The organism is Agrobacterium fabrum str. C58 (genome assembly GCF_000092025.1).
GTDB classification, from domain to species: Bacteria; Pseudomonadota; Alphaproteobacteria; order Rhizobiales; family Rhizobiaceae; genus Agrobacterium; species Agrobacterium fabrum.
Genome location: NC_003063.2, coordinates 511,898 through 536,447 on the forward strand (window position 1 = coordinate 511,898; position 24,550 = coordinate 536,447).

22 protein-coding genes are annotated in these 24,550 nt (G+C 60.7%); 14 read left to right on the plus strand and 8 right to left on the minus strand.

Features of this window, described 5'->3' with window-relative positions; all coding sequences use genetic code 11:
* Nucleotides 1-20: 20 nt before the first annotated feature.
* From ATU_RS16035 to ATU_RS16060, 6 genes are all read left to right on the plus strand, one after another.
* Entirely contained in the window at nucleotides 21-812 is a 792-nt protein-coding gene (locus ATU_RS16035) for an SDR family NAD(P)-dependent oxidoreductase (RefSeq protein WP_010973061.1), read from the plus strand.
* 13 nt (nucleotides 813-825) lie between these two features.
* Entirely contained in the window at nucleotides 826-1,311 is a 486-nt protein-coding gene (locus tag ATU_RS16040; protein ID WP_006315053.1) for a hypothetical protein, read from the plus strand.
* A 262-nt stretch (nucleotides 1,312-1,573) separates the two neighbouring features.
* Entirely contained in the window at nucleotides 1,574-2,869 is a 1,296-nt protein-coding gene (gene blh / locus ATU_RS16045) for a bifunctional sulfur transferase/dioxygenase Blh (protein WP_010973062.1), read from the plus strand.
* A complete protein-coding gene (gene bigR / locus ATU_RS16050) occupies nucleotides 2,863-3,216 on the plus strand; it encodes a sulfite-sensing transcriptional repressor BigR (protein WP_010973063.1) in 354 nt (117 codons plus the stop codon). Before blh ends, bigR begins: the two co-directional genes overlap by 7 nt.
* On the plus strand, nucleotides 3,213-3,620 hold the full coding sequence (locus tag ATU_RS16055; RefSeq protein WP_035257334.1) for a YeeE/YedE family protein: 408 nt from the start codon (nucleotides 3,213-3,215) through the stop codon (nucleotides 3,618-3,620). The genes bigR and ATU_RS16055 overlap by 4 nt, the downstream gene beginning before the upstream one ends.
* Complete coding sequence (locus tag ATU_RS16060; protein WP_010973065.1) at nucleotides 3,617-4,054, plus strand: YeeE/YedE family protein; 438 nt, start codon at nucleotides 3,617-3,619, stop codon at nucleotides 4,052-4,054. Before ATU_RS16055 ends, ATU_RS16060 begins: the two co-directional genes overlap by 4 nt.
* Before the next feature lie 74 nt (nucleotides 4,055-4,128).
* On the opposite strand, the gene gpmI is transcribed toward ATU_RS16060, so the two are convergent.
* The 6 genes from gpmI to ATU_RS16090 form a co-directional block, all read right to left on the minus strand.
* On the minus strand, nucleotides 4,129-5,646 hold the full coding sequence (gene gpmI / locus ATU_RS16065; protein ID WP_010973066.1) for a 2,3-bisphosphoglycerate-independent phosphoglycerate mutase: 1,518 nt from the start codon (nucleotides 5,644-5,646) through the stop codon (nucleotides 4,129-4,131).
* Between the two features lie 361 nt (nucleotides 5,647-6,007).
* On the minus strand, nucleotides 6,008-7,285 hold the full coding sequence (locus ATU_RS16070; RefSeq protein ID WP_010973068.1) for a dihydrolipoamide acetyltransferase family protein: 1,278 nt from the start codon (nucleotides 7,283-7,285) through the stop codon (nucleotides 6,008-6,010).
* A gap of 2 nt (nucleotides 7,286-7,287) precedes the next feature.
* Nucleotides 7,288-8,301 carry an alpha-ketoacid dehydrogenase subunit beta gene (locus ATU_RS16075; RefSeq protein WP_006315045.1) on the minus strand — a complete coding sequence of 338 codons (1,014 nt, stop codon included), beginning with the start codon at nucleotides 8,299-8,301 and terminating at the stop codon, nucleotides 7,288-7,290.
* Between the two features lie 3 nt (nucleotides 8,302-8,304).
* The gene (locus ATU_RS16080) at nucleotides 8,305-9,543 is read right to left on the minus strand and encodes a 3-methyl-2-oxobutanoate dehydrogenase (2-methylpropanoyl-transferring) subunit alpha (RefSeq protein ID WP_010973069.1); all 1,239 of its coding nucleotides are present in this window, start codon (nucleotides 9,541-9,543) and stop codon (nucleotides 8,305-8,307) included.
* Nucleotides 9,544-9,587: 44 nt separating this feature from the next.
* The gene (locus tag ATU_RS16085; protein WP_010973070.1) at nucleotides 9,588-10,715 is read right to left on the minus strand and encodes an acyl-CoA dehydrogenase family protein; all 1,128 of its coding nucleotides are present in this window, start codon (nucleotides 10,713-10,715) and stop codon (nucleotides 9,588-9,590) included.
* Between the two features lie 11 nt (nucleotides 10,716-10,726).
* Nucleotides 10,727-11,890, minus strand: coding sequence for an acetyl-CoA C-acyltransferase (locus ATU_RS16090; protein ID WP_162180331.1), 1,164 nt, complete (start codon nucleotides 11,888-11,890; stop codon nucleotides 10,727-10,729).
* Nucleotides 11,891-12,073: 183 nt separating this feature from the next.
* Between ATU_RS16090 and ATU_RS16095 the strand changes: the two genes are divergently transcribed.
* From ATU_RS16095 to panB, 8 genes are all read left to right on the plus strand, one after another.
* A complete protein-coding gene (locus tag ATU_RS16095; protein WP_010973072.1) occupies nucleotides 12,074-12,547 on the plus strand; it encodes an Lrp/AsnC family transcriptional regulator in 474 nt (157 codons plus the stop codon).
* Nucleotides 12,548-12,626: 79 nt separating this feature from the next.
* Nucleotides 12,627-13,799, plus strand: coding sequence for an isovaleryl-CoA dehydrogenase (locus ATU_RS16100; protein WP_010973073.1), 1,173 nt, complete (start codon nucleotides 12,627-12,629; stop codon nucleotides 13,797-13,799).
* 8 nt (nucleotides 13,800-13,807) lie between these two features.
* Nucleotides 13,808-15,409, plus strand: a complete 1,602-nt coding sequence (locus ATU_RS16105; protein ID WP_010973074.1) for a carboxyl transferase domain-containing protein — start codon at nucleotides 13,808-13,810, stop codon at nucleotides 15,407-15,409.
* Nucleotides 15,410-15,416: 7 nt separating this feature from the next.
* Nucleotides 15,417-17,408 carry an acetyl/propionyl/methylcrotonyl-CoA carboxylase subunit alpha gene (locus ATU_RS16110; protein ID WP_010973075.1) on the plus strand — a complete coding sequence of 664 codons (1,992 nt, stop codon included), beginning with the start codon at nucleotides 15,417-15,419 and terminating at the stop codon, nucleotides 17,406-17,408.
* Nucleotide 17,409: 1 nt separating this feature from the next.
* Entirely contained in the window at nucleotides 17,410-18,336 is a 927-nt protein-coding gene (locus ATU_RS16115; protein ID WP_010973076.1) for a hydroxymethylglutaryl-CoA lyase, read from the plus strand.
* Complete coding sequence (locus ATU_RS16120; RefSeq protein WP_010973077.1) at nucleotides 18,326-19,102, plus strand: enoyl-CoA hydratase-related protein; 777 nt, start codon at nucleotides 18,326-18,328, stop codon at nucleotides 19,100-19,102. Before ATU_RS16115 ends, ATU_RS16120 begins: the two co-directional genes overlap by 11 nt.
* 140 nt (nucleotides 19,103-19,242) lie before the next feature.
* Nucleotides 19,243-20,121 (plus strand): pantoate--beta-alanine ligase, encoded by an 879-nt coding sequence (gene panC / locus ATU_RS16125; RefSeq protein ID WP_010973078.1) that lies wholly within the window; start codon nucleotides 19,243-19,245, stop codon nucleotides 20,119-20,121.
* On the plus strand, nucleotides 20,118-20,957 hold the full coding sequence (gene panB / locus ATU_RS16130; RefSeq protein ID WP_010973079.1) for a 3-methyl-2-oxobutanoate hydroxymethyltransferase: 840 nt from the start codon (nucleotides 20,118-20,120) through the stop codon (nucleotides 20,955-20,957). Before panC ends, panB begins: the two co-directional genes overlap by 4 nt.
* A gap of 34 nt (nucleotides 20,958-20,991) precedes the next feature.
* Here panB and rhaI read toward each other — a convergent pair whose 3' ends face one another.
* Nucleotides 20,992-22,284 (minus strand): L-rhamnose catabolism isomerase, encoded by a 1,293-nt coding sequence (rhaI, locus tag ATU_RS16135; protein ID WP_010973080.1) that lies wholly within the window; start codon nucleotides 22,282-22,284, stop codon nucleotides 20,992-20,994.
* Between the two features lie 50 nt (nucleotides 22,285-22,334).
* A complete protein-coding gene (locus tag ATU_RS16140; RefSeq protein ID WP_010973081.1) occupies nucleotides 22,335-24,431 on the minus strand; it encodes a bifunctional rhamnulose-1-phosphate aldolase/short-chain dehydrogenase in 2,097 nt (698 codons plus the stop codon).
* Nucleotides 24,432-24,550: the final 119 nt, after the last annotated feature.

Consider the following 24,550-nt stretch of genomic DNA (forward strand, 5'->3'; position numbering starts at 1 on the left):
CAGACACCGGAGACACGGACATGACACAGAATACCTTTCTCATCACCGGCGCATCCGATGGTATCGGCGCCGTATATGCCGAACGCCTCGCAGGACGCGGCCACGATCTTATCCTCGTGGCGCGGCGTGCCGAGAAGCTGAAGGCACTGGCAGCGCAGCTGGAAAAGGACCACGGCATTGCCGTCGAGGTTCTCAGCGCCGATCTTTCCAGCGCGGAAGACCTCGAAAAGGTCGAGGTCCGGCTGCGCGAAGACCAGCGTATCACCGGCCTCGTCAACAATGCCGGCATAGCCGGGGAAGGCGCGATCACGGCACTGGACCCGGCCTATGTGACGACGATGATCAATCTCAACATTCTTGCCGTCACCCGGCTGGCGGCAGCCATCGCGCCCCGCCTTGCCGCCGCAGGCAAAGGCACGATCATCAACATGACTTCGGTCACGGCGCTGATGCCGGCGGCATTCACCGCCGTCTATCCGGCCACAAAGGCCTTCGTGCTCGCCTTCACCGAAGCACTGCAGGCGCAGCTTTCGCCGTCCGGCGTGCGGGTTCAAGCCGTGCTGCCCGGCATCACCCGCACCGCGATATGGGAAGAGGAACGGCTCGATGCCATCCCGGCCGCCATGGTCATGGACGTGCACGACATGGTGGACGCGGCCCTTGCCGGTCTCGATCTCGGTGAGGCGCTGACCATTCCTTCCCTGCCGGATACGGTCGACCTTGAAAATTTCCTTGCAGCACGCGCAGCGTTGAGGCCCAATCTGTCGCATGCACTTGCCGCCAGCCGGTATCGTGCAGGCAGAACCGAATAGTGGGAGACGTATCATGATCCTTGGACTGACCATTCCCCAATTCACGACATTGCATGTGGCCTTGAGCCTCATCGGCATCGCCACCGGACTGATCGCCCTGCCCGCTTATGCGGTGGGGCGGTGGATGCCGCGCATGACGGCGGTTTTTCTCGTCACCACGCTTGCCACCACGCTTACCGGCTTTTTATTTCCCATCGGGAATTTCACGCCCGCACTCGGCGTCGGCATCATCTCGACCCTCTTTCTGGCAATCGCGCTCGTTGCGCTTTACGGATATGGCCTCAATGGCAGATCGCGCTTCATCTACACGATCGCCGCCACGATCAGCCTTTATCTCAATATGTTCGTGTTGATCGTTCAGTCCTTCCTCAAGGTCGAAACCCTCAACAATCTGGCGCCGAACGGCAACGAGCCGCCATTTGTCGTGGCTCAGACGGTCCTGCTTCTGGCTGCGATCTGTCTTGGCTGGAAGGCGACGCGCCGCAGGCTTGCCACGTGAGGCACGTCGAAATCTAACCGGCTTCCGGAGAAGACGCCCTGTGCCCGAGTAATTTCGGGCACAGCGTGTTTTGCGCGCCAAATGCAGCCGGATCTCCGTTCACCCGTCACAAAAAGAAGAAATCCCGCCTCTAGAATCTCCTTTCGAATCCTCCTGAAAGGATCGCAGAAGGCATTGGGCACGACGGCAATTTTCAGCCCTTGCAAATAAACATTATACATTATATGATAATATATACTAATTTAGCAAACAGGAGAAGGCGATGAAGGCCGTAAGGATCAACGAACGTCTGACGATTGCGGGCCAGCCCATGATTGCCGACTTCCCATCGCTCTCCGCCCAGGGCTTTAAGAGCATCATCAATGCCCGGCCCGATGGCGAGGAGCCCGGTCAGCCGGGCAATACGCAGGAAAAAAGCGCCGCCGGTGCCGCCGGCATGGATTATGGTTTCATCCCGGTCAGTGGTCCCACCATCACCGAAGCCGATATCCGCGCCTTCCAGCAGAAGATGGCCGAGGCCGAAGGTCCCGTTTTCGCCCATTGCAAAGGCGGCACCCGGGCATTGACGCTTTATGTTCTCGGTGAAGCGCTCGACGGGCGTATTCAGCGGAGCGACATTGAGGATTTCGGCAAGACGCATGGTTTTGATCTTTGCGCCGCCACGCGCTGGCTGGAGCGCCAGTCGGCAGCGGTGCCGCACATCAAGGCGTTTTTCGACCCCCGCACCTGGAGTGTGCAATATGTCGTTTCCGACCCCGCGACCGGCGGCTGTGCCATCATCGACCCGGTTTATGATTTCGACGAAAAATCCGGCGCGACCGGAACGATGAATGCTGACGCCATTCTGGACTATGTGAAGCGTCATGGGCTTTCGGTGGAATGGATACTCGATACCCATCCGCATGCCGACCATTTTTCCGCCGCCGATTATCTGAAGCAGAAGACCGGCGCAAAGACGGCCATCGGCGCCAAAGTCACCGGCGTACAGAAGCTCTGGCAGGAAAAATACAATTGGTCTGATTTCAAGACCGATGGTTCGCAATGGGACCAGCTGTTCGAGGCCGGCGACCGGTTCAGCATCGGTTCGCTGGAAGCCCGCGTGTTGTTTTCGCCCGGCCATACGCTGGCTTCCGTGACCTATGTGGTGGGCAACGCGGCTTTCGTGCACGATACGCTGTTCATGCCGGATTCCGGCACGGCGCGCGCCGATTTTCCGGGCGGCAGCGCCAAACAGCTCTGGGCGTCGATTCAGGATATCCTCGCCCTTCCCGACGACACACGGCTTTTCACCGGCCATGATTATCAGCCCGGCGGCCGCGCCCCGAAATGGGAAAGCACAGTGGGCGAACAGACACGCAGCAATCCGCATCTGGCCGGCATGACGGAAGAGGATTTCGTTCGTCTGAGGGAAGCGCGGGATCGCACCTTGCCAATGCCGAAGCTCATTCTCCATGCCCTGCAGGTCAATATTCGCGGCGGCCGCCTGCCGGAGCCGGAGGCGAATGGCAAGCACTATCTGAAGTTTCCGCTCGACGTGCTGGAGGGCAGCACATGGTGACGGAAACCCCGCTGGAAAAACCCCTAGATATCGGCGAGATACCCCTTCCCGCCATGGAAAAACGCGCCACTGAGGTCGCGATACTTTTAAAGACGCTGGCTCACCCTGCCCGGCTGATGCTCGCCTGCACGCTGGCGCAGGGAGAGTTTTCCGTCGGCGAGCTGGAAGCCAAGCTCGATATTCGCCAGCCGACGCTCTCCCAGCAACTCGGCGTGCTGCGGGAAGCGGGTATCGTCGACACACGGCGTGAAGCCAAACAAATCTTCTACCGGCTGGCGGAAGACAAGGCGGCGCGGCTGATTGAGGCTCTCTACGCCATTTTCTGCGCGCCGGAGGAAAATCTGTGACGCCCTATTGGCCCTCTCTCTTCGGTGGCATGCTGCTTGGTCTCGCCAGCATTCTGCTGTTTGTCTTTAACGGCCGCATCGCCGGTATCAGCGGCATCATGGGCAAGGCGCTCAGTGGCGAGCGACGTTTTGCAGATCTGGCCTTCCTGTCGGGCCTGCTGGCCGGGCCTTATCTTTATGCCGCCGTCTTCGGTCGGTTTCCCGCCGTCACGGTGGTAACGCCGTGGCCGCTCATTATCATTGCCGGCCTGCTTGTAGGGTTCGGCACGCGCATGGGCTCCGGCTGCACCTCCGGTCACGGCATCATGGGGCTGGCGCGATTTTCCCGCCGCTCCATCGCCGCCACTGCCACTTTCCTGATTTCAGGCATTTGTGCCGCGACGATAGTGGGAGTGCTGTCATGAAAAATCCGGCAGCGGCACGTCTTGCGCTGGCACTCATTGCCGGAGCGCTGTTCGGCTTCGGCCTCTCGCTTTCCGGCATGATCGATCCGGCACGCGTTTCGGGTTTTCTTGATGTAGCGAGCAGCCATTGGGATCCGAGCCTGATCTTCGTTCTCGGCGGCGCGGTCGTTGTGGCCGTGCCGGGCGTCCTGCTCAGCCGTTTGCTTGTCAGGCCCATCCTTGCGGAAGATTTCAGCCTTCCCACGAAAACCCGCATCGACCGGCCGCTCATCCTTGGCTCGACGATTTTCGGCCTTGGCTGGGGGCTTGCCGGTTTCTGTCCCGGCCCGGCACTCTCGGCTTTCGCCCTCGGGCTTGCGCCGGTCATCCTCTTCGTCTGCGCCATGATTGCCGGCATGTTCGTTCACGACCGGTTCTACGCCAAAGAGCCCTAACGCCAGTACTCATTCATGATGGACGAAAAGCAGATAGTCGCGCGGGCGAAAAACACCCGCGCGACCACGCTCAATTACAGATCGATCAGGCTCTTGCCCGTCATTTCCGGGGGCAACGGCACGTTCATCAGTTGCAGCAGCGTCGGCGCGACATCGGCGAGAATGCCATCATGTACTTTTGCGCCTTCCGGGCCGCCAAACAGGATCACCGGCACCGGATTGGTGGTGTGAGCCGTATGCGGGCCACCTGTGACGGGGTCGACCATGGTTTCGCAATTGCCGTGGTCGGCAATGACGAGCATCGCGCCGCCCACCTTTTCGAGAGCAGCAACGACGGCACCAAGCCCGCGATCCACGGCTTCGCACGCCTTGATGGCCGCCTGCAGATCACCGGTATGGCCGACCATGTCAGGATTGGCGTAGTTGGTGACGATCAGGTCATAACCCTTGCCGATCACCTCGACGAATTTCTCCGTGACCTCGGCAGCGCTCATTTCCGGCTGCAGATCGTATGTCGCGACCTTCGGGGATTTCGGCATGAAGCGGTCCTCGCCCACTTCCGGCTCTTCCTTGCCGCCATTCAGGAAGAAGGTGACATGCGGGTATTTTTCCGTTTCAGCCAGGCGAAACTGCGTCAGACCCTGCTTTGCCACCCAGGCGCCGAGCGTGTTGACGATATCGCGCTTCGGGTAAGCCGTCGTCATGAAATCACTGTGCCGCGTCGAATATTCCACCATGCCCAGCAGCGCCGAAAGCACGGGCTTTTCGCGCGCAAAACCGTCGAAATCATCCGCGCCGATGGCGAGCAGGATTTCACGGGCACGGTCAGCGCGGAAATTCAGGCAGAACAGGCCGTCGCCAGCCTTGAAGCCTTCGTAGCCATCGATCACCGTCGGCAGGATGAATTCATCCGTGACTTTGTTCGCGTAGCTCTGGGCCACGGCACTCACCGCATCCCGCGCGTGTTCGCCCTTACCGAGAACCATGGCGTCATAGGCTTTCTCGACGCGCTCCCAGCGATTGTCGCGATCCATCGCATAATAACGGCCGATCACTGTGCCGATACTCGCGCCCTGCGGCAGGCTTGCCACAAGCGCCGCCACGAAATCTTCCGCCGATTGCGGCGCGACATCGCGGCCATCGGTGATGGCATGCACCACGACCTTCAGACCGTGGCTGACCATCAGCTTCACCGCCGCCTGGCCGTGCAGGATATGACCATGCACGCCGCCATCGGAAACGACGCACATCAGATGCGCCACACCGCCTGCGGCCTTCACCGTGGCGGCGAAATCAAGCATCGCCGCATTGCGGAAAAAGCTGCCATCCTCGATCGCCAGATCGATCTGGCCGAGATCCATGGCGACGATGCGGCCGGCGCCGATATTGGTGTGACCGACTTCGGAATTGCCCATCTGCCCGGTGGGCAGGCCGACATTCGGGCCGAAGGTGGTCAGCGTTGCATTCGGGCAGGTGGCGAAAAGCCGGTCCATGGTCGGCGTATTCGCCAGAACCGGCGCATTGCTGGATGTGTCCTCGTTCAGCCCCCAGCCATCGAGAATAGTCAGGACAACGGGTTTGGGAGTGCGCATGGGAGGACCTTCTTCTTCATTCGGTTGCCGGCGGACAGCGGACCGCCGGGCACCGGAGCGCCCGCGTCCGCCACTATGATCATGGTGAGAAAACATGCTTCTCGTTCTTCTCTTCTATACCCGAAGATGACGAACGCAAGCCTATACCGGCAGCGAAACAGTTCCATGAAGGTCGAAAACACTGGGTAAAAATGCAGTCAAACCACGCGTCCTCCTTCATTCCTGTGCTCGTCACAGGAATCCAGCCGAAGCGCGTCTGCGCGGCGAGAGGACTCTTTTCAGCCCAAGGACTTGGGCTGGCTGGATCCCTGTGACAGGCACAGGGATGAGGGCGTAAAACGCACCGATCAAAAACGGCCCCTCACTCGATGAAAATCAGTGCCGGCTTTTCCAACAGCGCTTTGACGGCCTGAATGAAGACCGCGGCATCCCAGCCATCGACCACACGATGGTCGAAACTCGAAGACAGGTTCATCATCTTGCGCGGCACAAACCGGTTCCCGTCCCAGACCGGCCGCGTCATGATCTTGTTGACGCCGATGATCGCCACCTCCGGATGATTGATGATGGGCGTCGAAACCACACCGCCCAAGGCTCCAAGCGAACTGATGGTAATGGTGGAACCCATCAGCTCTTCCCGATGCGCCGTGCCGGTGCGGGCGGCTTCCGCGACGCGCGCGACTTCTTCCGCACAGTCCCAGAGGCCGAGCGTTTCCGCGTGGCGAACGACCGGAACAGTCAGGCCCGCGGGCGTCTGCGTAGCAATGCCGATATGGACCGCTTCGTAATGACTGACGACGCCTTTTTCGTCATCGAAAATCGCGTTCATGCCGGGATGATCCGCTACGGCTTTCACAAGCGCACGCATCAGAAACGGCAGGATCGTCAGTTTCGGCTGCCCGGAACGACGGTTACCGTTCATCGTCGCGCGCAAATCCTCCAACTCCGTCACGTCGATTTCCTCGACATAGGTGATGTGGGGAATGCGCGAGACGGAGAGCACCATCTTCTCGGCAATCTTGCGCCGCAGCCCTGTTACCTTCACTTCCTCGACCGCGCTATCGTGCGGCGTCATCGGCTCGGGACGTTCCGGCCGTGCCCGTACCGTTAAAAACCCATCGAGATCGGCATGGGTGATATGCCCGTCGGGCCCCGTTCCCTTGACCTTGATGAGATCGATATCGAGATCGTCGGCACGCTGGCGGACGGCGGGGGATGCCAGCGGTTTATGATGCGGCTCGGCTACGGGCGCAGACGGCGCCTCCTCGGTCTGGCGAGCCGCCGGCTGGGTTTCGACTGGTGGCGGCGCTTCCGTCATGTCGGCAGGCGCTTCCTCTTCCGTCATCCGGCTTGGCGCCTCCGCCTCCGGCGCGCTGCCATTGGGTGCAGCGGCAGCGACATCGGTTTCGATACGGACGAGCGGTGCTTTCACTGGCACCGTGTTTCCGACAGTCACGGCGAGCCATGTGATGATCCCCGCCACCGGCGAGGGGATTTCCACCGTCGCCTTGTCCGTCATGACAGCGGCCAGCACCATGTCCTCATGGACGATATCGCCCGGCTTGACGTTCCATTCCACCAGCTCGGCTTCCGCCACGCCTTCACCGACATCGGGCATCGTGATAACAAATTCCGCCATAATCAGGCCTCCATGACGTCTACGAGGGCACGCCCGACGCGGGCGGGTCCCGGAAAATAGTCCCATTCCTGCGCATGGGGATAAGGCGTATCCCAGCCGGCGACCCGGACGACGGGAGCCTCGAGATGGTAAAAGCAATGTTCCTGCACCAGCGACACGACTTCGGCGCCGAAGCCTGAAGTCAGCGTCGCCTCATGCACCATCACACAGCGGCCGGTCTTGGAGACAGACTTCACGATGGTGTCGAGATCAAGCGGCAGCAGGCTGCGCAGATCGATGATTTCGGCATCCACGCCCGTCTCCTCCGCCGCCGCCAATGCCACATGCACCATGGTGCCGTATGCGATGACGGTGACATCGTTTCCGGGGCGACGGATTTCGGCCTTGCCGATGGGGATGGTGTAATGACCTTCCGGCACCTCACCCATTTCGTGTTTCGACCACGGCGTCACCGGCCGGTCGTGATGACCGTCGAAAGGCCCGTTATAAAGCCGCTTAGGCTCCAGAAACATAACGGGGTCAGGGTCTTCGATGGAGGCGATCAGCAGGCCCTTGGCATCATAGGGATTGGAGGGAACGACCACTTTCAGTCCGCAGACATGGGTGAAAAGCGCCTCCGGGCTCTGGCTATGCGTCTGCCCGCCAAAAATGCCGCCGCCGGTCGGCATGCGAAGAACGATCGGGCAGGTGAAATCGCCATTGGAGCGATAACGGATACGCGCCGCCTCCTGAGTGATCTGGTCATAGGCGGGGTACATGTAATCGGCGAACTGGATTTCGACGCAGGGCCGCAAGCCATAAGCGGCCATGCCGATCGCCGTGCCGACAATGCCGGATTCGCTGATCGGCGCATCGAAACAGCGGGTCTTGCCGTATTTTCCCTGCAGCCCCTGCGTGGCGCGGAAAACGCCGCCGAAGTAACCTACGTCTTCGCCAAACACCACGACATCGTCGCTTCGCTCCATGGATACATCCATGGCGCTGCGGACGGCTTCGATCATCGTCATTCTTGCCATGTCCTACCATCCTGCCTTCTGACGCTGGCGGGCGAGATGCGGCGGCATCTCGGCGTAAACGCCTTCGAAAATATCCTTTTTCGGCGGTTTTTTGCCTTCGTGCAGCGTGCCGTGGCTTTCCGCCTCGCGCTGTGCCTCCAGAACCTCATCGGCGATTTCGGCCTCTGCCTGCCGGTGCCGTTCCTCCGACCAGACGCCTCGGAGGATCAGATGCTTCTTGAGCCGCAGAACCGGGTCGCCCAGCGGCCATGCTTCGGATTCGGTCTTGGGCCGATAGGCACTTGGATCATCCGAGGTGGAATGAGCGCCGACACGATAGGTGACATATTCGATCAGTGTCGGGCCGAGATTGCGGCGTGCCCGCTCCACCGCCCAGCGCGCCACGGCATAAACAGCGAGATAATCATTGCCATCGACGCGAAGTGCAGGAATGCCGAAGCCCAGCCCGCGCGCCGCAAAGGTGCCGGAACCGCCGCGTGCAATGCCCTGAAAGGTGGAAATGGCCCATTGATTATTGACGATATTGAGGATGACCGGGGCCTTGTAGGTGGAGGCGAAGACCAGCGCCGAATGGAAATCCGACTCCGCCGTCGAACCGTCACCGATCCAGGCGGCCGCGATCTTCGTATCACCCTTGATGGCAGACGCCATCGCCCAGCCGACCGCCTGCACATATTGCGTGGCAAGATTGCCTGACACGGTGAAGAAGCCGTGCTCCTTCGAGGAATAGAGAACCGGTAATTGCCGCCCGTGCAGCGGATCGAGTTCGTTGGAATAGATCTGGTTCATCATGGTGACGAGTGGATAATCGTCGGCGATCAGCAGCCCCGCCTGCCGGTAGGTCGGGAAATTCATGTCGCCTTTGGAAAGCGCCTTGCGGAAGGCGCAACTGACCGCCTCCTCCCCCAGATGCTGCATATAAAACGAGGTCTTGCCCTGCCGCTGCGCCATCAGCATGCGGGCATCGAAAGCCCGAAGCCGCATCATGTTTTTGAGGCCCACCAGCAAATCCTCGTCCGAGAGCAGCCCTGCCCATGGCCCGACAGCCTCGCCCTGATGATTGAGAACGCGGATGATCGAATAGGCCAGATCACGCATGCTTTCAGGCGCTGCATCCACCTCCGGGCGCGGCACGGTGCCGGCCTTGGGTATCTTCACATTGGAGAAATCCGGCTCCCCGCCGGGCCGCACCGCGGGTTCCGGAACATGCAGGCTGAGATGTGGCGTTTCTGATATATCCATTCTACTCCTCCCGTCGTGGTCTCCTCCAGACCACGAAACAATCCTCACAGGTTCCGAGCGATCACCATGCGCTGGACATCGCTTGTCCCCTCGTAAATCTGGCAGATGCGCACATCGCGATAGATCCGCTCCACCGGATAATCCGCCATGTAGCCATAACCGCCGTGAATCTGGATGGCGTCCGAGCAGACGCGTTCGGCCATTTCCGACGCAAAGAGTTTGGCCATCGACGCCTCCGAAAGACAGGGCTCACCCGCTTCCTTCAGCGCCGCCGCATGCAGCACCAGCTGCCGCGCCGCCGTAATCCGCGTCGCCATATCCGCCAGACGAAACGCCACAGCCTGATGCTCGATGATCGCCTGCCCGAAAGCCTTGCGTTCGCGGGCGTAGTCCCGAGCCGCCTCGAAGGCCGCCTGTGCCATGCCGACGGCCTGTGCGGCGATGCCGATGCGGCCGCCTTCCAGATTGGCAAGCGCGATACGGTAACCCTGCCCCTCTTCGCCCAGCCGCAAGTCGACTGGAACCGCCATCTCGGTGAAGGCGATCTGGCAGGTATCGGAGGAATGCAGGCCGAGTTTTTCTTCGACCCTGATGACCTCGTAACCCGGCGTATCCGTCGGCACGATGAAGGCGGTGATACCCTTTTTGCCCGCCGCCGCATCTGTGACGGCAAAAACGATGATGACATCGCCGTTCTTGCCCGATGTGATGAACTGCTTCGCGCCGTCGAGAACATAGCGATCGCCGTCGCGCCGCGCCCGGGTCTTGAGGTTGGAGGCATCGGAACCGGCCTGCGGTTCGGTCAGCGCAAAACCGCCGATCCATTCGCCGGCAGCCAGCTTCGGCAGGAATCGCTGCTTTTGCTCCTCGGTCCCGAATTTGAGGATCGGCACGCAGCCGACCGAATTATGCACGCTCATGATAGTGGAACAGGCGCCATCACCGGCGGCGATCTCCTCCAGCGCTAAAGCATAGGCCACGGCACCGGTTTCCGATCCGCCATAATCCTCGGAGACGAGCATGCCGAGGAAACCGAGCTCGCCCATTTCCTTCAATTCGTCCTTTGGGAACCGGCTTTCCCGGTCACGCGCGGCAGCGCCGGGGGAAAGCCGCTCGCGGGCGAAATCGCGGGCCATGTCCCTGATCTGCTGCTGGGCTTCGTTCAGGATCATCGCCGCCTCCCTCAATGCCGCTCGATACCGAGCGCGGTTGCTTCACCGCCGCCGATACAGACGGCGGCCACGCCCCGTTTCAGCCCGTGGCGTTGAAGGGCCGCCAGCAAGGTGACGACGATCCTCGCGCCGGAAGCGCCGATCGGGTGGCCAAGCGCGCAGGCGCCGCCATGCACATTCACCTTCTCATGCGGCAGATCGAGATCGCGCATCGCTGCCATGGCCACGACCGCAAAGGCCTCGTTGATTTCGAACAGATCGACGTCCTTCGCGGCCCAGCCGTTTTTTTCGAACAGCTTTTTAATCGCGCCGATGGGCGCGGTCGGATATCCGGCAGGTGCATCGGCATGCGAGGCCTGACCGATAATGGTTGCCAGCGGTGAACGGCCCCGTCGTTCTGCTTCCGATCTGCGCATGAGAACAAGAGCGGCCGCACCATCAGAAATGGAACTGGAATTCGCCGCCGTCACCGTTCCGCCATCGCGAAAGGCGGGCTTCAGCTGCGGAATTTTTTCCGGCTTTGCCTTGCCCGGCTGCTCGTCCACGGCAACATCACCAACAGGCGCGATTTCCGCTTGGAATGCGCCTTCCGCTATGGCGCGTCGCGCCCGTTCAAGCGAGGTCAGCGCATAGTCATCCTGCATTGCGCGGGTGAACTGGTAGGCTTCAGCGCAATCTTCCGCGAAAGTGCCCATCAACCGGCCCTTGTCATAGGCATCTTCGAGACCATCGAGAAACATATGGTCGATGACCTTGCCATGGCCGAGACGATAGCCGTTCCGGGCGCGATCCAGCAGATAAGGCGCATTGCTCATGCTTTCCATGCCGCCCGCAAGCACGATGGAAGAGCTTCCCGCCGCGATCTGGTCATGCCCCAGCATGATCGCCTTCATGCCCGAGCCACACATCTTGTTGATGGTCGTTGCGCCCACGGAATTCGGGACACCGGCGGCAATGGCCGCCTGTCTGGCCGGAGCCTGCCCCTGCCCGGCCGTGAGCACACAGCCCATCAGCACATCATCAATGTCAGAAACCGGAATAGCCGCCCGTTCGACGGCCGCACGGATCGCCGCGGCCCCGAGATCGGGCGCGGCCACCGATTTGAATTCGCCCTGGAACCCACCCATAGCAGTACGGGCGGCCCCGACGATCACGACAGGGTCATGCACAGCCAAATTCACCTCCCTTGGCCATCCTCTCGCTTGAGAAAACGACCACCATCGCGATCTCCTCCAGACCGCGACTGCCATGAACGCTATCACCAACTCGAATTCATTTCAAAGCTATTTTGATTGACAGTTTTTTGATTGTCGATATGTTTGATCCAACAATTAGTCATATCATAGAGCAAATGATCCATGATTGAGCTCGACAGTTTCGACCGCAAGATTCTGCATGTGCTCGGTGATGACGGGCGGGTAAGCTGGCGCGATCTCGCCGCCCGCATCGGCCTCTCCTTCACGCCGACGCTGCGCCGCGTGCGCAAGCTGGAAGATGAAGGCATCATTCGCGGTTATACCGCGGTGTTCGATGAGAACCGGCTGCTCGGCAATATGGGTGTTTTCATTTCCGTCACGCTGGAACGACAGATCAAGGAAGCGTTGACGACCTTCGAACATCATGTCGCTTCCATTCCCGAAGTGGTGGGCGGTTACCAGACCAGTGGCAGTTCCGATTACCTGATCCACGCCATGGTTCGGGATTTGCCGCATTATCAGGAGCTTCTGGATTTCCTGACCACGGTGCCCGGCGTGTCGCGCATCCAGTCCAATTTCGCCATCAAGACATTCGTGCGCCGTTCCGCCGCCTTCACCGGGGGTGACGCGCAATAATCAAGGGTTGCCGGCGCGGAGGAGGTGCCGACAGCTGACATACGGGACGGCGGCAAGACCGTCCGGAGGAGGAGACGCGATGAGTTTGAACCTCGCCGCCATTTTCGATGCCGATCTCGGCCCGGAAATCGCAGCATTGCGCGACAGCGCCAGTGCATTCGCAGATGATAAAATTGCGCCGCTCGCCACCGAGATTGATCGCAACGACCGCTTCCCGCGTCAGCTCTGGCCGCAAATGGGTGAGCTTGGCCTGCACGGCATCACCGTTTCGGAAGAGTTTGGCGGTGCCGATATGGGTTATCTCGCCCATTGCGTGGCGATGGAGGAAATAAGCCGGGCTTCCGCTTCCATCGGCCTTTCCTATGGCGCTCATTCCAACCTCTGCATCAACCAGATTCACCGCTGGGGAACCGATGAGCAGAAGCACAGATATCTGCCGAAACTCGTCTCCGGTGACCATGTCGGTTCACTCGCCATGAGCGAGACGGAAGCCGGTTCCGACGTCGTATCGATGCGGCTGAAGGCGGAACGCAAGGGTGACCGTTACGTACTGAACGGCGCGAAGATGTGGATCACCAATGGCCATGAAGCCGATACGCTGGTGGTTTATGCCAAGACGGACATGTCCGCCGGTGCGCGCGGCATCACCGCCTTCCTGATCGAAAAGGGCTTCAAGGGTTTCCGCCCGGCCCAGAAACTCGACAAGCTCGGCATGCGCGGCTCGCCCACATCGGAACTGGTGTTCGAGGATTGCGAGGTGCCGGAGGAAAACATCCTCGGGCGTTTGAATGACGGCGTGACGGTGCTGATGAGCGGGCTGGATTACGAACGCGCCGTGCTGGCCGCCGGCCCTGTTGGCATCATGCAGGCGGCCATCGATCTGGTGCTGCCCTATGTCCGCGAGCGCAAGCAATTCGGCAAGGCTATCGGCGAGTTCCAGCTGGTGCAGGGAAAGCTTGCCGATATCTATTCGGCCATGAATGCATCCCGCGCCTATGTCTATGCCGTGGCCCGCGCCTGCGACAATGGCCGTATCACAAGACAGGATGCGGCGGGCGCGATTTTGTTTGCCGCCGAGCGGGCGACACAGGTGGCGCTGGATGCGATCCAGCTTCTCGGCGGCTCCGGTTATGTCAATGAAAGCCCGGCCGGACGGCTGCTGCGCGACGCCAAGCTTTATGAGATCGGCGCAGGCACCAGCGAAATCCGCCGGATGCTGATCGGCCGCGAACTGGTCAAGGGCAACGGGTGAGGAATGCGATGAAGCTAACTTCCAGCCTGAACCGCGATCCCGCCTTCACCGCCAATGCTGCTTTCATGTCCGGTCTGGTGGAGGATTTGAGAGGGCATGTCGAAAAAATCTCGAAAGGCGGCGGCGACAAGGCTCGCGAGCGGCATCTTTCCCGCGGCAAATTGCTGGCGCGTGATCGCATCGAGGCGCTTCTCGATCCCGGCAGTCCGTTCCTCGAATTTTCGCAATTTGCGGCTTACGAGGTCTATGACGAACCCGTTCCCGCCGCTGGCATCGTTACCGGTATCGGCCGGGTCGCGGGCCGCGAATGCGTCATCGTCGCCAATGATGCGACGGTGAAGGGCGGCACCTATTATCCGCTGACGGTGAAGAAACATCTGCGCGCGCAGGAGATCGCCACCGAGAACCGCCTCCCCTGCATTTACCTCGTCGATTCCGGCGGTGCTAACCTGCCAAATCAGGACGAGGTTTTTCCCGACCGCGATCATTTCGGCCGCATCTTCTATAATCAGGCCAATATGTCGGCGGCAGGCATCGCCCAGATCGCCGTGGTGATGGGCAGTTGCACAGCGGGCGGGGCCTATGTGCCTGCCATGAGCGACCAGTCCGTCATCGTCAAAAATCAGGGCACGATCTTTCTCGGTGGCCCGCCGCTGGTGAAGGCCGCGACCGGCGAGCTGGTGAGCGCGGAGGACCTCGGCGGCGCGGATGTGCATTCCCGGCAATCCGGCGTCACCGATCATTATGCCAACGACGACCGCCATGCGTTGTCGCTAACCCGGCGGATCGTTTCCACCCTTAACCGCCGAAAACAGGTGGAACTGGATATTCGCGAACCGGTGGAGCCGCTTTATCCGGCTGACGAACTCTATGGCATTGTTCCTTCCGATACGCGAAAACCCTTCGAGGTGCGCGAGATCATCGCCCGCCTGGTGGATGGCTCGCAATTCGATGAGTTCAAGGCGCTTTACGGTACGACGCTGGTCTGCGGTTTCGCCCATATTCATGGTTATCCCGTTGGCATCATCGCCAATAACGGCATACTGTTTTCGGAATCGGCGCTGAAAGGCGCGCATTTCATCGAACTCTGCTGTCAGCGCGGCATTCCGCTGGTTTTCCTGCAGAACATCACCGGTTTCATGGTCGGCAAGGCCTATGAGGCTGGTGGCATCGCCAAGGATGGCGCCAAGCTCGTCACCGCCGTTGCATCGGCCAAGGTACCGAAATTCACCGTCATCATCGGCGGCTCCTTCGGCGCCGGCAATTACGGCATGTGCGGGCGGGCCTATTCACCGCGCTTTCTCTGGATGTGGCCGAATGCCCGCATTTCCGTGATGGGTGGCGAGCAGGCGGCTTCCGTGCTGGCGCAAATCCGGCGAGACGGTATCGAGGCCGATGGCCGCCACTGGTCGAAGGAAGGCGAAGAGGCCTTCAAACAGCCGATCCGGGAAAAATACGAACGGGAAGGCCATCCCTATTATGCCAGCGCGAGACTCTGGGACGATGGCATCATCGACCCGAAGGATACCCGCTTGGTGCTGGGCCTTGGTCTTTCCGCCGCGCTCAATGCGCCGATTGAACCCACCCGTTTTGGCATATTCAGGATGTGAGGCGACGATGTTCTCGAAAATACTGATCGCCAACCGTGGCGAAATCGCCTGCCGCATCATCCGCACCGCAGCCAGTATGGGCATCCGCACCGTCGCGGTCTATTCGGATGCCGACCGCGACGCCATGCATGTGGCGCTGGCCGATGAGGCCATCGCCATCGGCCCCGCACCTGCGCGCGCCTCCTATCTCGACGGCGAAAAGATCATTGCCGCCGCAAAGGCAAGCGGCGCAGAGGCCATCCATCCGGGCTATGGTTTTCTTTCAGAAAATGCCGGTTTCGCCGAAGCCTGCGCTTCTGCGGGCCTCGTTTTCATCGGCCCTCCACCAGAAGCAATCCGCGCCATGGGCGGAAAAAGCGAAGCTAAGGCGCTGATGGCAACGGCAGGCGTTCCCATCGTTCCCGGTTATCACGGCGATGAACAGGCCGAGAAACGACTGGCAAGCGAGGCGGACAAGATCGGTTACCCGGTGCTGCTGAAAGCCTCGGCAGGCGGCGGCGGCAAGGGCATGCGCGTCGTCCGGCAGAAGCACGACTTTGCTGCGGAGCTTGCCGGCGCCAAACGCGAAGCACTGGCCGCCTTCGGCAATGACCGCATGCTGATCGAAAAATACCTGGAGCGGCCGCGCCATGTGGAAGTGCAGGTTTTCGCCGATGGCCACGGCAATTGTGTTTCGCTTTTTGAACGCGACTGCTCGATCCAGCGCCGGCACCAGAAGGTGATAGAGGAAGCCCCCGCCCCCGGCCTGCCCGATGACTTGCGGCAACGCATGTATGACGCGGCAACCGCCGCCGCCCGTGCCATCGATTATCGCGGCGCGGGAACGATAGAATTCCTCCTTGATCCATCCGGCTTCTATTTCATGGAAATGAACACGCGCCTTCAGGTCGAGCATCCGGTGACGGAATATATTACCGGTCTCGATCTGGTCGAATGGCAGCTGCGCGTTGCGAATGGAGAAGCCCTGCCTAAAGACTGGGCCGATCTCCGCATCAACGGCCATGCCATCGAGGCACGCATTTATGCCGAAGACCCGGCGCATGATTTCCTCCCGTCGATTGGCACGATCAGCCACCTCGTCTTTCCCGATGAAGGTCCTCACCTCCGGATCGACAGCGGCATCCGCGCCGGCGACGCCATCACCGTGCATTACGATCCGATGATCGCCAAGCTGATCGTCTGGGATCATGACCGACCCGCCGCCGTGCGGCGTCTAAAGGTGGCGCTTGAAAAGCTGGCAATTTGCGGCGTCACCAGCAATGCCACCTTTCTGGCGCGGCTTGCGGGGCTCGAAACTTTCGCAGCGGCCGATCTGGATACCGGCTTCATCGCCCGCAACGAGGCAGACCTTTTTGCTCCGCAGGCCGTGGGCGACAATGAGATCGCACTGGCGGCACTCGGCTTCCTTCTCAGCCGTAAAAACGCGAGCACCAACCCGCAAGCGCAGGCCGACCCTCATAGTCCCTGGAATACCGCCAACGCCTTCCGACTGAATGCGCCGGCGCGTGAGACGCTGCATTTCACCATGCAGAACCGGCCGATCGACCTTGGCGTAGCCCATGAGGCAGACAGCTTTTCGCTGGAGATGGGCGGACACACGATCCGCGCTTATGGCGACCTCTCTGACAACGGCCGCTTTCGCGCGACCATCAACGACCGGACATGGAAAGGCTATTTCTTTGCAGAGAGTGATAGCTACGCACTTTTTCTGCACGGCGAACACTATCGCATCAGCCAGCCAGACCCGGTCGATATCGCAGATTCTTCTGGCCATACGGGCGGTCTGGAGGCGCCCATGCCGGGCGTTATCCGCGCCGTGCTCAGCCAGAGTGGCGCGGCGGTCGAGACCGGTGATGCACTTGTCGTGATGGAAGCGATGAAGATGGAGCATACCATCCGCGCACCCGCGAAAGGCATCGTCACCGCCGTCAACTGCGCCGAAGGCGACATGGTCGTCGCCGGTGCGGTGCTGGTGGATTTCGAGCCGGAGGGCATCTGATATGGATTGGCCTCGCAACGTGAAGATCGTTGAGGTGGGCGCGCGTGACGGTCTGCAGAACGAAAGCGCCGAGGTCTCCACCGCCATCAAGATCGAACTGATCGAGCGGCTCGCCGCAGCCGGCCTGCCAGCAGTCGAGGCGGGCGCTTTCGTATCTCCCAGGAAAGTGCCGCAAATGGCGGATTCGAGAGAGGTGTTTCAGGGCCTCAAACGGTGGCCCGGAACTGCCTATGCCGCACTCGTCCCCAATATGAAAGGTTTCGAGGCGGCCATCGAGGCCGGCGTGACGGAAATCGCCGTTTTCGTCTCCGCCTCGGATGGCTTCAGCCGGCACAATATCGGCTGCTCGCGCGCCGAAAGCCTCGAGCGCCTGCGCGATGTCGCGGAGGCTGCCGCTGACAGAAATATCCGCATGCGCGGTTACGTCTCCTGCATTGCCGGCTGTCCCTATGACGGAGCGGTCGCGCCCGATGACGTGGCAGCGATGGCTGAGGCGCTTGTGGCCCTCGGCTGCTATGAAATCTCGCTCGGCGATACGATCGGCGTCGGCACGGCCGGCCAGATTCGCGATGTCATCGAACGTGTAGCGACCGGGATTCCACGCGACCAAATCGCCATGCATTTCCATGATACCTATGGGCAGGGTGTCGCCAATGTGCTCGCCTCACTTCAGGAAGGCATCGTCGTTTTCGATAGTTCCGTTGCCGGGCTGGGTGGCTGCCCCTTTGCGCCGGGGGCGAGCGGCAATGTCGCAACGGAAGACGTCGTTTATCTACTGCAAGGACTTGGCATCGAAACCGGTATCGACCTGATGGCGGTGGCGAAGACCGGTGAGTGGATCAGCCGGCATCTTGGCAGGCCGAATGCGGCGCGCGCCGGAAAAGCGCTGCTTGCTGCAAAACAGGAGGGAGACCTGCATGGCGGATGAACTGCTGCACGAGGCGCGCCAAGATGTTCTATGGCTGACGCTCAACCGGCCGGAGGTACACAACGCCCTCAATGCCGCGATGACGGAGGCACTCACGGATGCGATCCGCGCTGCATCCGGCGATGGCAGCCTGCGTGCCGTGGTGATAACGGCAGCCGGAGACCGCAGCTTCTGTTCGGGAGCCGATCTGAAGGAAAGTGCCGGCGGCATGTTCCTCTCGCCCAACGGGACGAACCCCATTGCCAACGTGATGCGCGCGATAGAGAGCTGCGACAAGCCCGTCATTGCCCGCATCAATGGCCGGGTTCTGGCCGGCGGGCTCGGCCTTGTCGCCACCTGCGATCTTGCCTATGCCGCCGATCATGCCGAATTCGGCCTGCCGGAAGTGCGGGTCGGGCTTTTCCCGACCATGGTGGCGGCGAAGTTGCTGGCAAAAATGCCTTTGGGCGGGCTTCAGGAAATGGCCTATCTCGGCCAGCCGATCACCGCTGCGGAGGCAAAAGGTCTCGGCCTCGTCAATCGCACGGCGCCGCTGGCTGAACTCGATGGCCTTATCGAAGAGGTTCTCGCAAAGCTGCGACAGAACGCGCCGGGCGCCATCGCCGCGGGAAAGGCGGCCCTGCTGGCGATGCGCGACATGCCATCGGATGAACGGCTTGCCTTTGCGGAAGACGCCATAGCAGCCATCAGCGGCAGCGACGAAGCGCGCGAAGGGCGGCAGGCTTTTGCAGAAAAGCGCCCTCCCAAATGGATCGGCAGATCCTGAACCGCCGCGTTTCAGGGCAGTCGTCACCGCTTCAGCTGTTAATCGATATAATGCCCGCGGCCGCGTTGACCCCGTTCAGCAAATCGCGTTCTATCCAGCACCTTTCGCCGGATGGCGATCGGGCAGTCGGAGGAGACCCCATGCGCCTTGTAAAAACCGTTGCCGAATTGCGGGATGCGATCGCCGCCTTTCGCCGCGCCGGCAAAACCATCGGCTTCGTGCCGACCATGGGTTTTCTGCATATCGGCCATTTGACATTGGTTGCCAGAGCCAAAGCGGAAAACGACGCGACGGTGGTTTCCATCTTCGTCAATCCGCTACAGTTCGGCGCGAATGAGGATCTGGCGCGCTACCCGCGCGATCTTGCCCGTGACAGCGCGCTTTTGCAGGAAGCCGGCGTCGACATCCTCTTCGCTCCTGACGTTACGGAGATGTATCCGCGCCCGATACAGACGGTGGTGGATGTGCCTGAACTGGGCAGCCAGCTGGAAGGCGCGGTGCGGCCGGGGCATTTTGCCGGCGTTACCACCGTCGTGACCAAGCTTTTTAATCTCGTCCAGCCGGACGCGGCCTATTTCGGCGAAAAGGATTATCAGCAGGTGACGCTGGTCCGCCGCATGGTTGAGGACCTTGCCCAGCCGGTGCGGGTTATTCCCGTCGCCACCGTGCGTGAGGCGGATGGGCTCGCCTGCTCGTCGCGCAATGTCTATCTAAGCCCCGAGCAACGCGCTGCCGCCGTGATCGTACCGCACGCGCTGGACGAGGCGGAGAGGCTTTATGCTGAAGGCGTTGATGACCCGGCAGCCATTGAAGCCGCCATAGAAAAGTTCATTGCAGCCGAGCCGCTGGCGTCGCCTGAGGTCGTTGCGGTGCGCGATCCCGATACGCTGGCGCCCGTTGCCTCCCTGCAGGCCGGGCCTGTGCTGGTCGCGCTGTTCGTGCGCTTTGGCAGCACGCGGCTTCTCGACAACCGTGTCATCGGCCGCGAAAAAACCGCGGAACAGGAGGCCGCCCAATGAGCGCCCATGCAAAACAAAAGCGGCTGACGACGGCCTCCATCCGGCAGATGAAGGGCGAGGCACGCATCGTCTGCCTCACCGCCTATACGACGCCGATTGCCCGGCTGCTGGATCCGCATTGTGACCTTTTGCTGGTGGGGGATTCCCTCGGCATGGTGCTTTACGGCATGGAGACGACTGTTGGTGTGACGCTGGACATGATGATCGCCCATGGCCGCGCCGTCATGCGCGGCGTCGAACATGCCTGCGTCATCGTCGATCTTCCCTTCGGCACCTATCAGGAATCCAAGGAACAGGCCTTCCGCAACGCCGTGCGGCTGATGCAGGAGACCGGCTGCGATGGCGTGAAGCTGGAAGGCGGCGAAGAAATGGCCGAGACCATCGCCTTTCTGGTGGCGCGTGGCATTCCCGTCTTCGGCCATGTCGGGCTGATGCCGCAACTCGTCCACACTGCCGGTGGCTTCCGCTCGCTCGGCCATTCGGATGCGGAAACGCAAAAGATCTGGCGCGATGGTATTGCGGTCGATCAGGCGGGCGCTTTCGCCATCGTCGTGGAAGGCACCGTCGAACCACTTGCCCGCGAGTTGACGGAGAAGCTCGCCGCCCCGACCGTCGGCATCGGTGCATCGCCGGCCTGTGACGGGCAGGTGCTGGTGTCCGACGACATGCTTGGCCTGTTTTCAGACTTCAAACCGAAATTCGTCAAACGGTATGCCGATCTCGGCACGGCTGCTACGCAAGCGGCGGCGGCTTATGCCGATGAGGTGCGCTCCGGTGCATTTCCGGGGCCGGAGCATACGTTTCAAGTGCGTAAGCCGTCGCCTTCGGGGAAGTGAAACTCTATTTCCGTCACCCCAAAAAACAACGCTCCTATATAATCCCGCCGCTACCGCCAACCGAAGCCGGGCGTTCCGCCGCCACCCGCTTGCGATAGCCGCTCGCCCGGTAAGTCGCGACCGGATCGATCGCGCCGCCAGCTAATTGACGGGCCTGCGCAAGGATCGGCTCGACATCGGTACGATAAGCCCGCTTCAGCATATCGGACGCCATCAGAGCATCATTATCCTGCTGATAGCCATCGAGAGCCGTGCGATCCACCAGCAGCGCCTGCGCATAGGCGCGGCGGATTTCATTGGCGCTGGAGATCAGACTTTCGATCGGGTCCGTCACATTATGCGACTGGTCGATCATATGGGCGGGATGGAAACCCTTCACGCCGCGATATTCGGCGTCCACAAGCTCGTTGAAAACGAGAAACAGGCGGTAGGGCTCGATCGAGCCGGCATCCAGATCGTCATCGCCATATTTGCTGTCATTGAAATGGAAACCGCCGAGCTTGCCGAACTGGATAAGCCGGGCGACGATCATCTCGATATTGGTGTTCGGCGCATGATGGCCGAGATCAACGAGGCAGCAGGCCTTTTCACCCAGCGTGTTGGCAATGAGGTAATTGGTGCCCCAGTCCTGCACGACGGTGGAATAGAAGGCCGGCTCGTACATCTTGTGTTCGGAAAAGATGCGCCAGTCATCCGGCAGCGCCTTGTAGATATCGGCCATGGCGGCGAGATAACGCTCGAAACTTCTGGTGAAATTGCTCTGCCCGGGGAAATTGGAACCGTCACCCACCCACACCGTCAGCGCCTTCGAGCCGATGGCGTTGCCGATTTCGATACATTCAATGTTGTGCTCGACAGCCTGTTGCCGCGTCGCGGCATCGGTGTGGCTGAGCGAGCCGTATTTGTAGGAGTGGCCCTGGCCCGGCGCATCCGAAAAGGTGTTGGAATTCATGGCGTCGAAACCGAGACCCAGCGCATCGGCATGCGCCTTCAGCCGCTTCGGGTCTTGCTTGTCCCACGGAATATGCAGGGAGACGTTTGGCGTAGCTCGCGTCAGCTGGTTGATAACGGCGCAATCGTCCAGCTTGTCGAAAATGCCCCGCGGCTCACCCGTGCCCGGAAAGCGGGCGAAGCGCGTGCCGCCCGTACCGACGCCCCAGGAGGGCACGGCAACGAAAAATTCCGCCACCTTGGCCGTAACAGCATCGATGTCGATGTTGCGGCGCGCCAGCTGGTTGCCCAGCGCCTGATAATCGTCTTTCTGTGCACCGGCGCGCTTTTCGTTTTCAGCCGCGATCACATCGGCGGCGATTTTCATCTCGGTCATCTCTTCCTCCCGGGCATCACGGCGGCACACCCGCCTGTCACGGTCCCCTGTTATCGCGTAAAACTCTGTGCATTACCGGCATCGACATTGATGATGTTGCCGGTCGACTTGGCCGAAGCGTCGGACGCCAGGAAGTAGATCGCCTCGGCGATATCTTCCGGAAACACATTTAGCTTCAGCATCGAACGCTTGCGGTAATGTTCCTCCAGATCGGTCACCTCGATCTTGGACGACGCCGCACGCTGCTCACGCCATTCGCCATTCCAGATTTTCGAACCGCGCAACACGGCATCCGGATTGACGGTGTTCACGCGAATGCCGGCCTCTGCCCCTTCGAGCGCAAGGCAACGGGCGAGATGAATTTCCGCAGCCTTGGCCGTGCAATAGGCCGATGCATTGGGCGAAGAAGCAAGGCCATTCTTGGAAGCGACGAAGACGATGTTGCCGCCGAGATTCTGGCGCCGCAGCAGCCGGAATGCTTCTCGCGAGACGAGGAAATAGCCTGTCGCGAGAATGTCGATATTCTTGTTCCACATGGCAAGCGTCGTGTCTTCCACGGGTGCGGAGGAAGCAATGCCGGCATTGGAGACCAGAATATCCACACCGCCGAATTCGACGCTCGCTTCCGCAAAGGCGGAAATGACGTCATCTTCCTGCGTCACATCCAGCTTGACGGTGCGCACCGCATCGCCGCTGTAGCGCTTGACGAAATCACCCTTGGCAGCTTCCAGCGCCGCCTCGTCAATATCCGCCAGCACAACGCAGGCGCCCTCATCCGCCAGCCGTTCCGCGGTTGCCCGGCCGATGCCGCCGGCACCGCCGGTGACGAAGGCGACGCGGCCGGCAAGGCTTTTCGGCTTCGGCATGCGCTGCAGCTTTGCCTCTTCCAGCAGCCAATATTCGATATCGAAGGCTTCCTGCTCAGGCAGGCCCTGATATTCGGACACGGTGGATGCACCACGCATAACGTTGATGGCGTTGACATAAAACTCGCCAGCGATGCGTGCCGTCGCCTTATCCTTGGCAAAGGACAACATGCCAACGCCTGGGATCAGGAAAATCACCGGGTTCGGATCACGCATCTTTGGCGAGTTATCGTGGCGGCATGCCTCGTAATAGCGGCTGTAGTCGGCGCGGTAAGCCTCAAGCGCTTTGTCCAGACCCGCCGTCAGCGCATCCACATCGGGTTTCGCGGTATCGAGATCGAGAATCAGAGGCCGGATTTTCGTGCGCAGAAAATGGTCGGGGCAGGATGTGCCGAGGTTCCCAAGCGGCTTCAGGTCCTTCGAATTGACGAATTCAAGCACCGCGTCCTGATCGTCGAAATGACCGAGCTTGCGCTCCTCGCGGCCGATGCGGCCACGGATTTCCGGCATCAGCCGGGCAGCGATGGCACGGCGTTCGGCCACCGGCAGGCTTTTGGCCAAGGCACCACCGAAGATCGTCTTACCCTCGGTCTCAGCGGCAAACCATTCGATCGCCTTGTTGATGATGGCGAGCGTCAGTTCATAGCAAGCCTTGGCATCATCATCCCAGGTGAAGAGACCATGGCTTTCCAGCACCACGCCCTTTGCCGTGGGATTGGCCTTGACGAAAGCCTCCAGATCGAGACCGAGCTGGAAACCCGGACGACGCCAGGGCAGCCAGCCGATGTCATCGCCAAAGATTTGCTGTGTCAGTTCTTTGGAGTTTTTGGAGGCGGCAATCGCGATGATCGCATCCGGATGCATGTGATCGACATGATCGAAAGGCACGAAACCATGGAGCGGCGTATCGATGGAGGCCGCGCGCGGGTTGAGGTTGAAGGTGCAGTGCGGCAAAAAGCCGACCATGCGGTCCTCATCTTCAACACCCTTGTAGATGCCCTTCAGCGCTTCCAGCTTTTCGAGATAAAGGGTGGCAAACCCATCGAGCTTGATGGTGCCGACATCGCCGCCGGAGCCCTTCACCCACATCACCCGCACCTTTTCGCCGGTCAGCGGATCGATCTCGAGCACCTTTGCGGATGTGTTGCCGCCGCCGTAATTGGTGATGCGCTTGTCGGCACCCAGCAGATTGGAGCGATAAAGCAGCTTGCCGGGCTCATCGAGCGTCTGTGCGTAGGCGTCGTCCCAACGGCTTTCGAGAAGGCGGGGTGTTCCCGTCATGTCTTCCTCCCAATATCTGTCTGCATTCGCGGAGCCGATATCGGCCCGCCTCCTTTGATGGCAGGTATCGCGCATCCAAAAGCAGAATGTCAATCAAAAACGATCATAAATTTTCATGT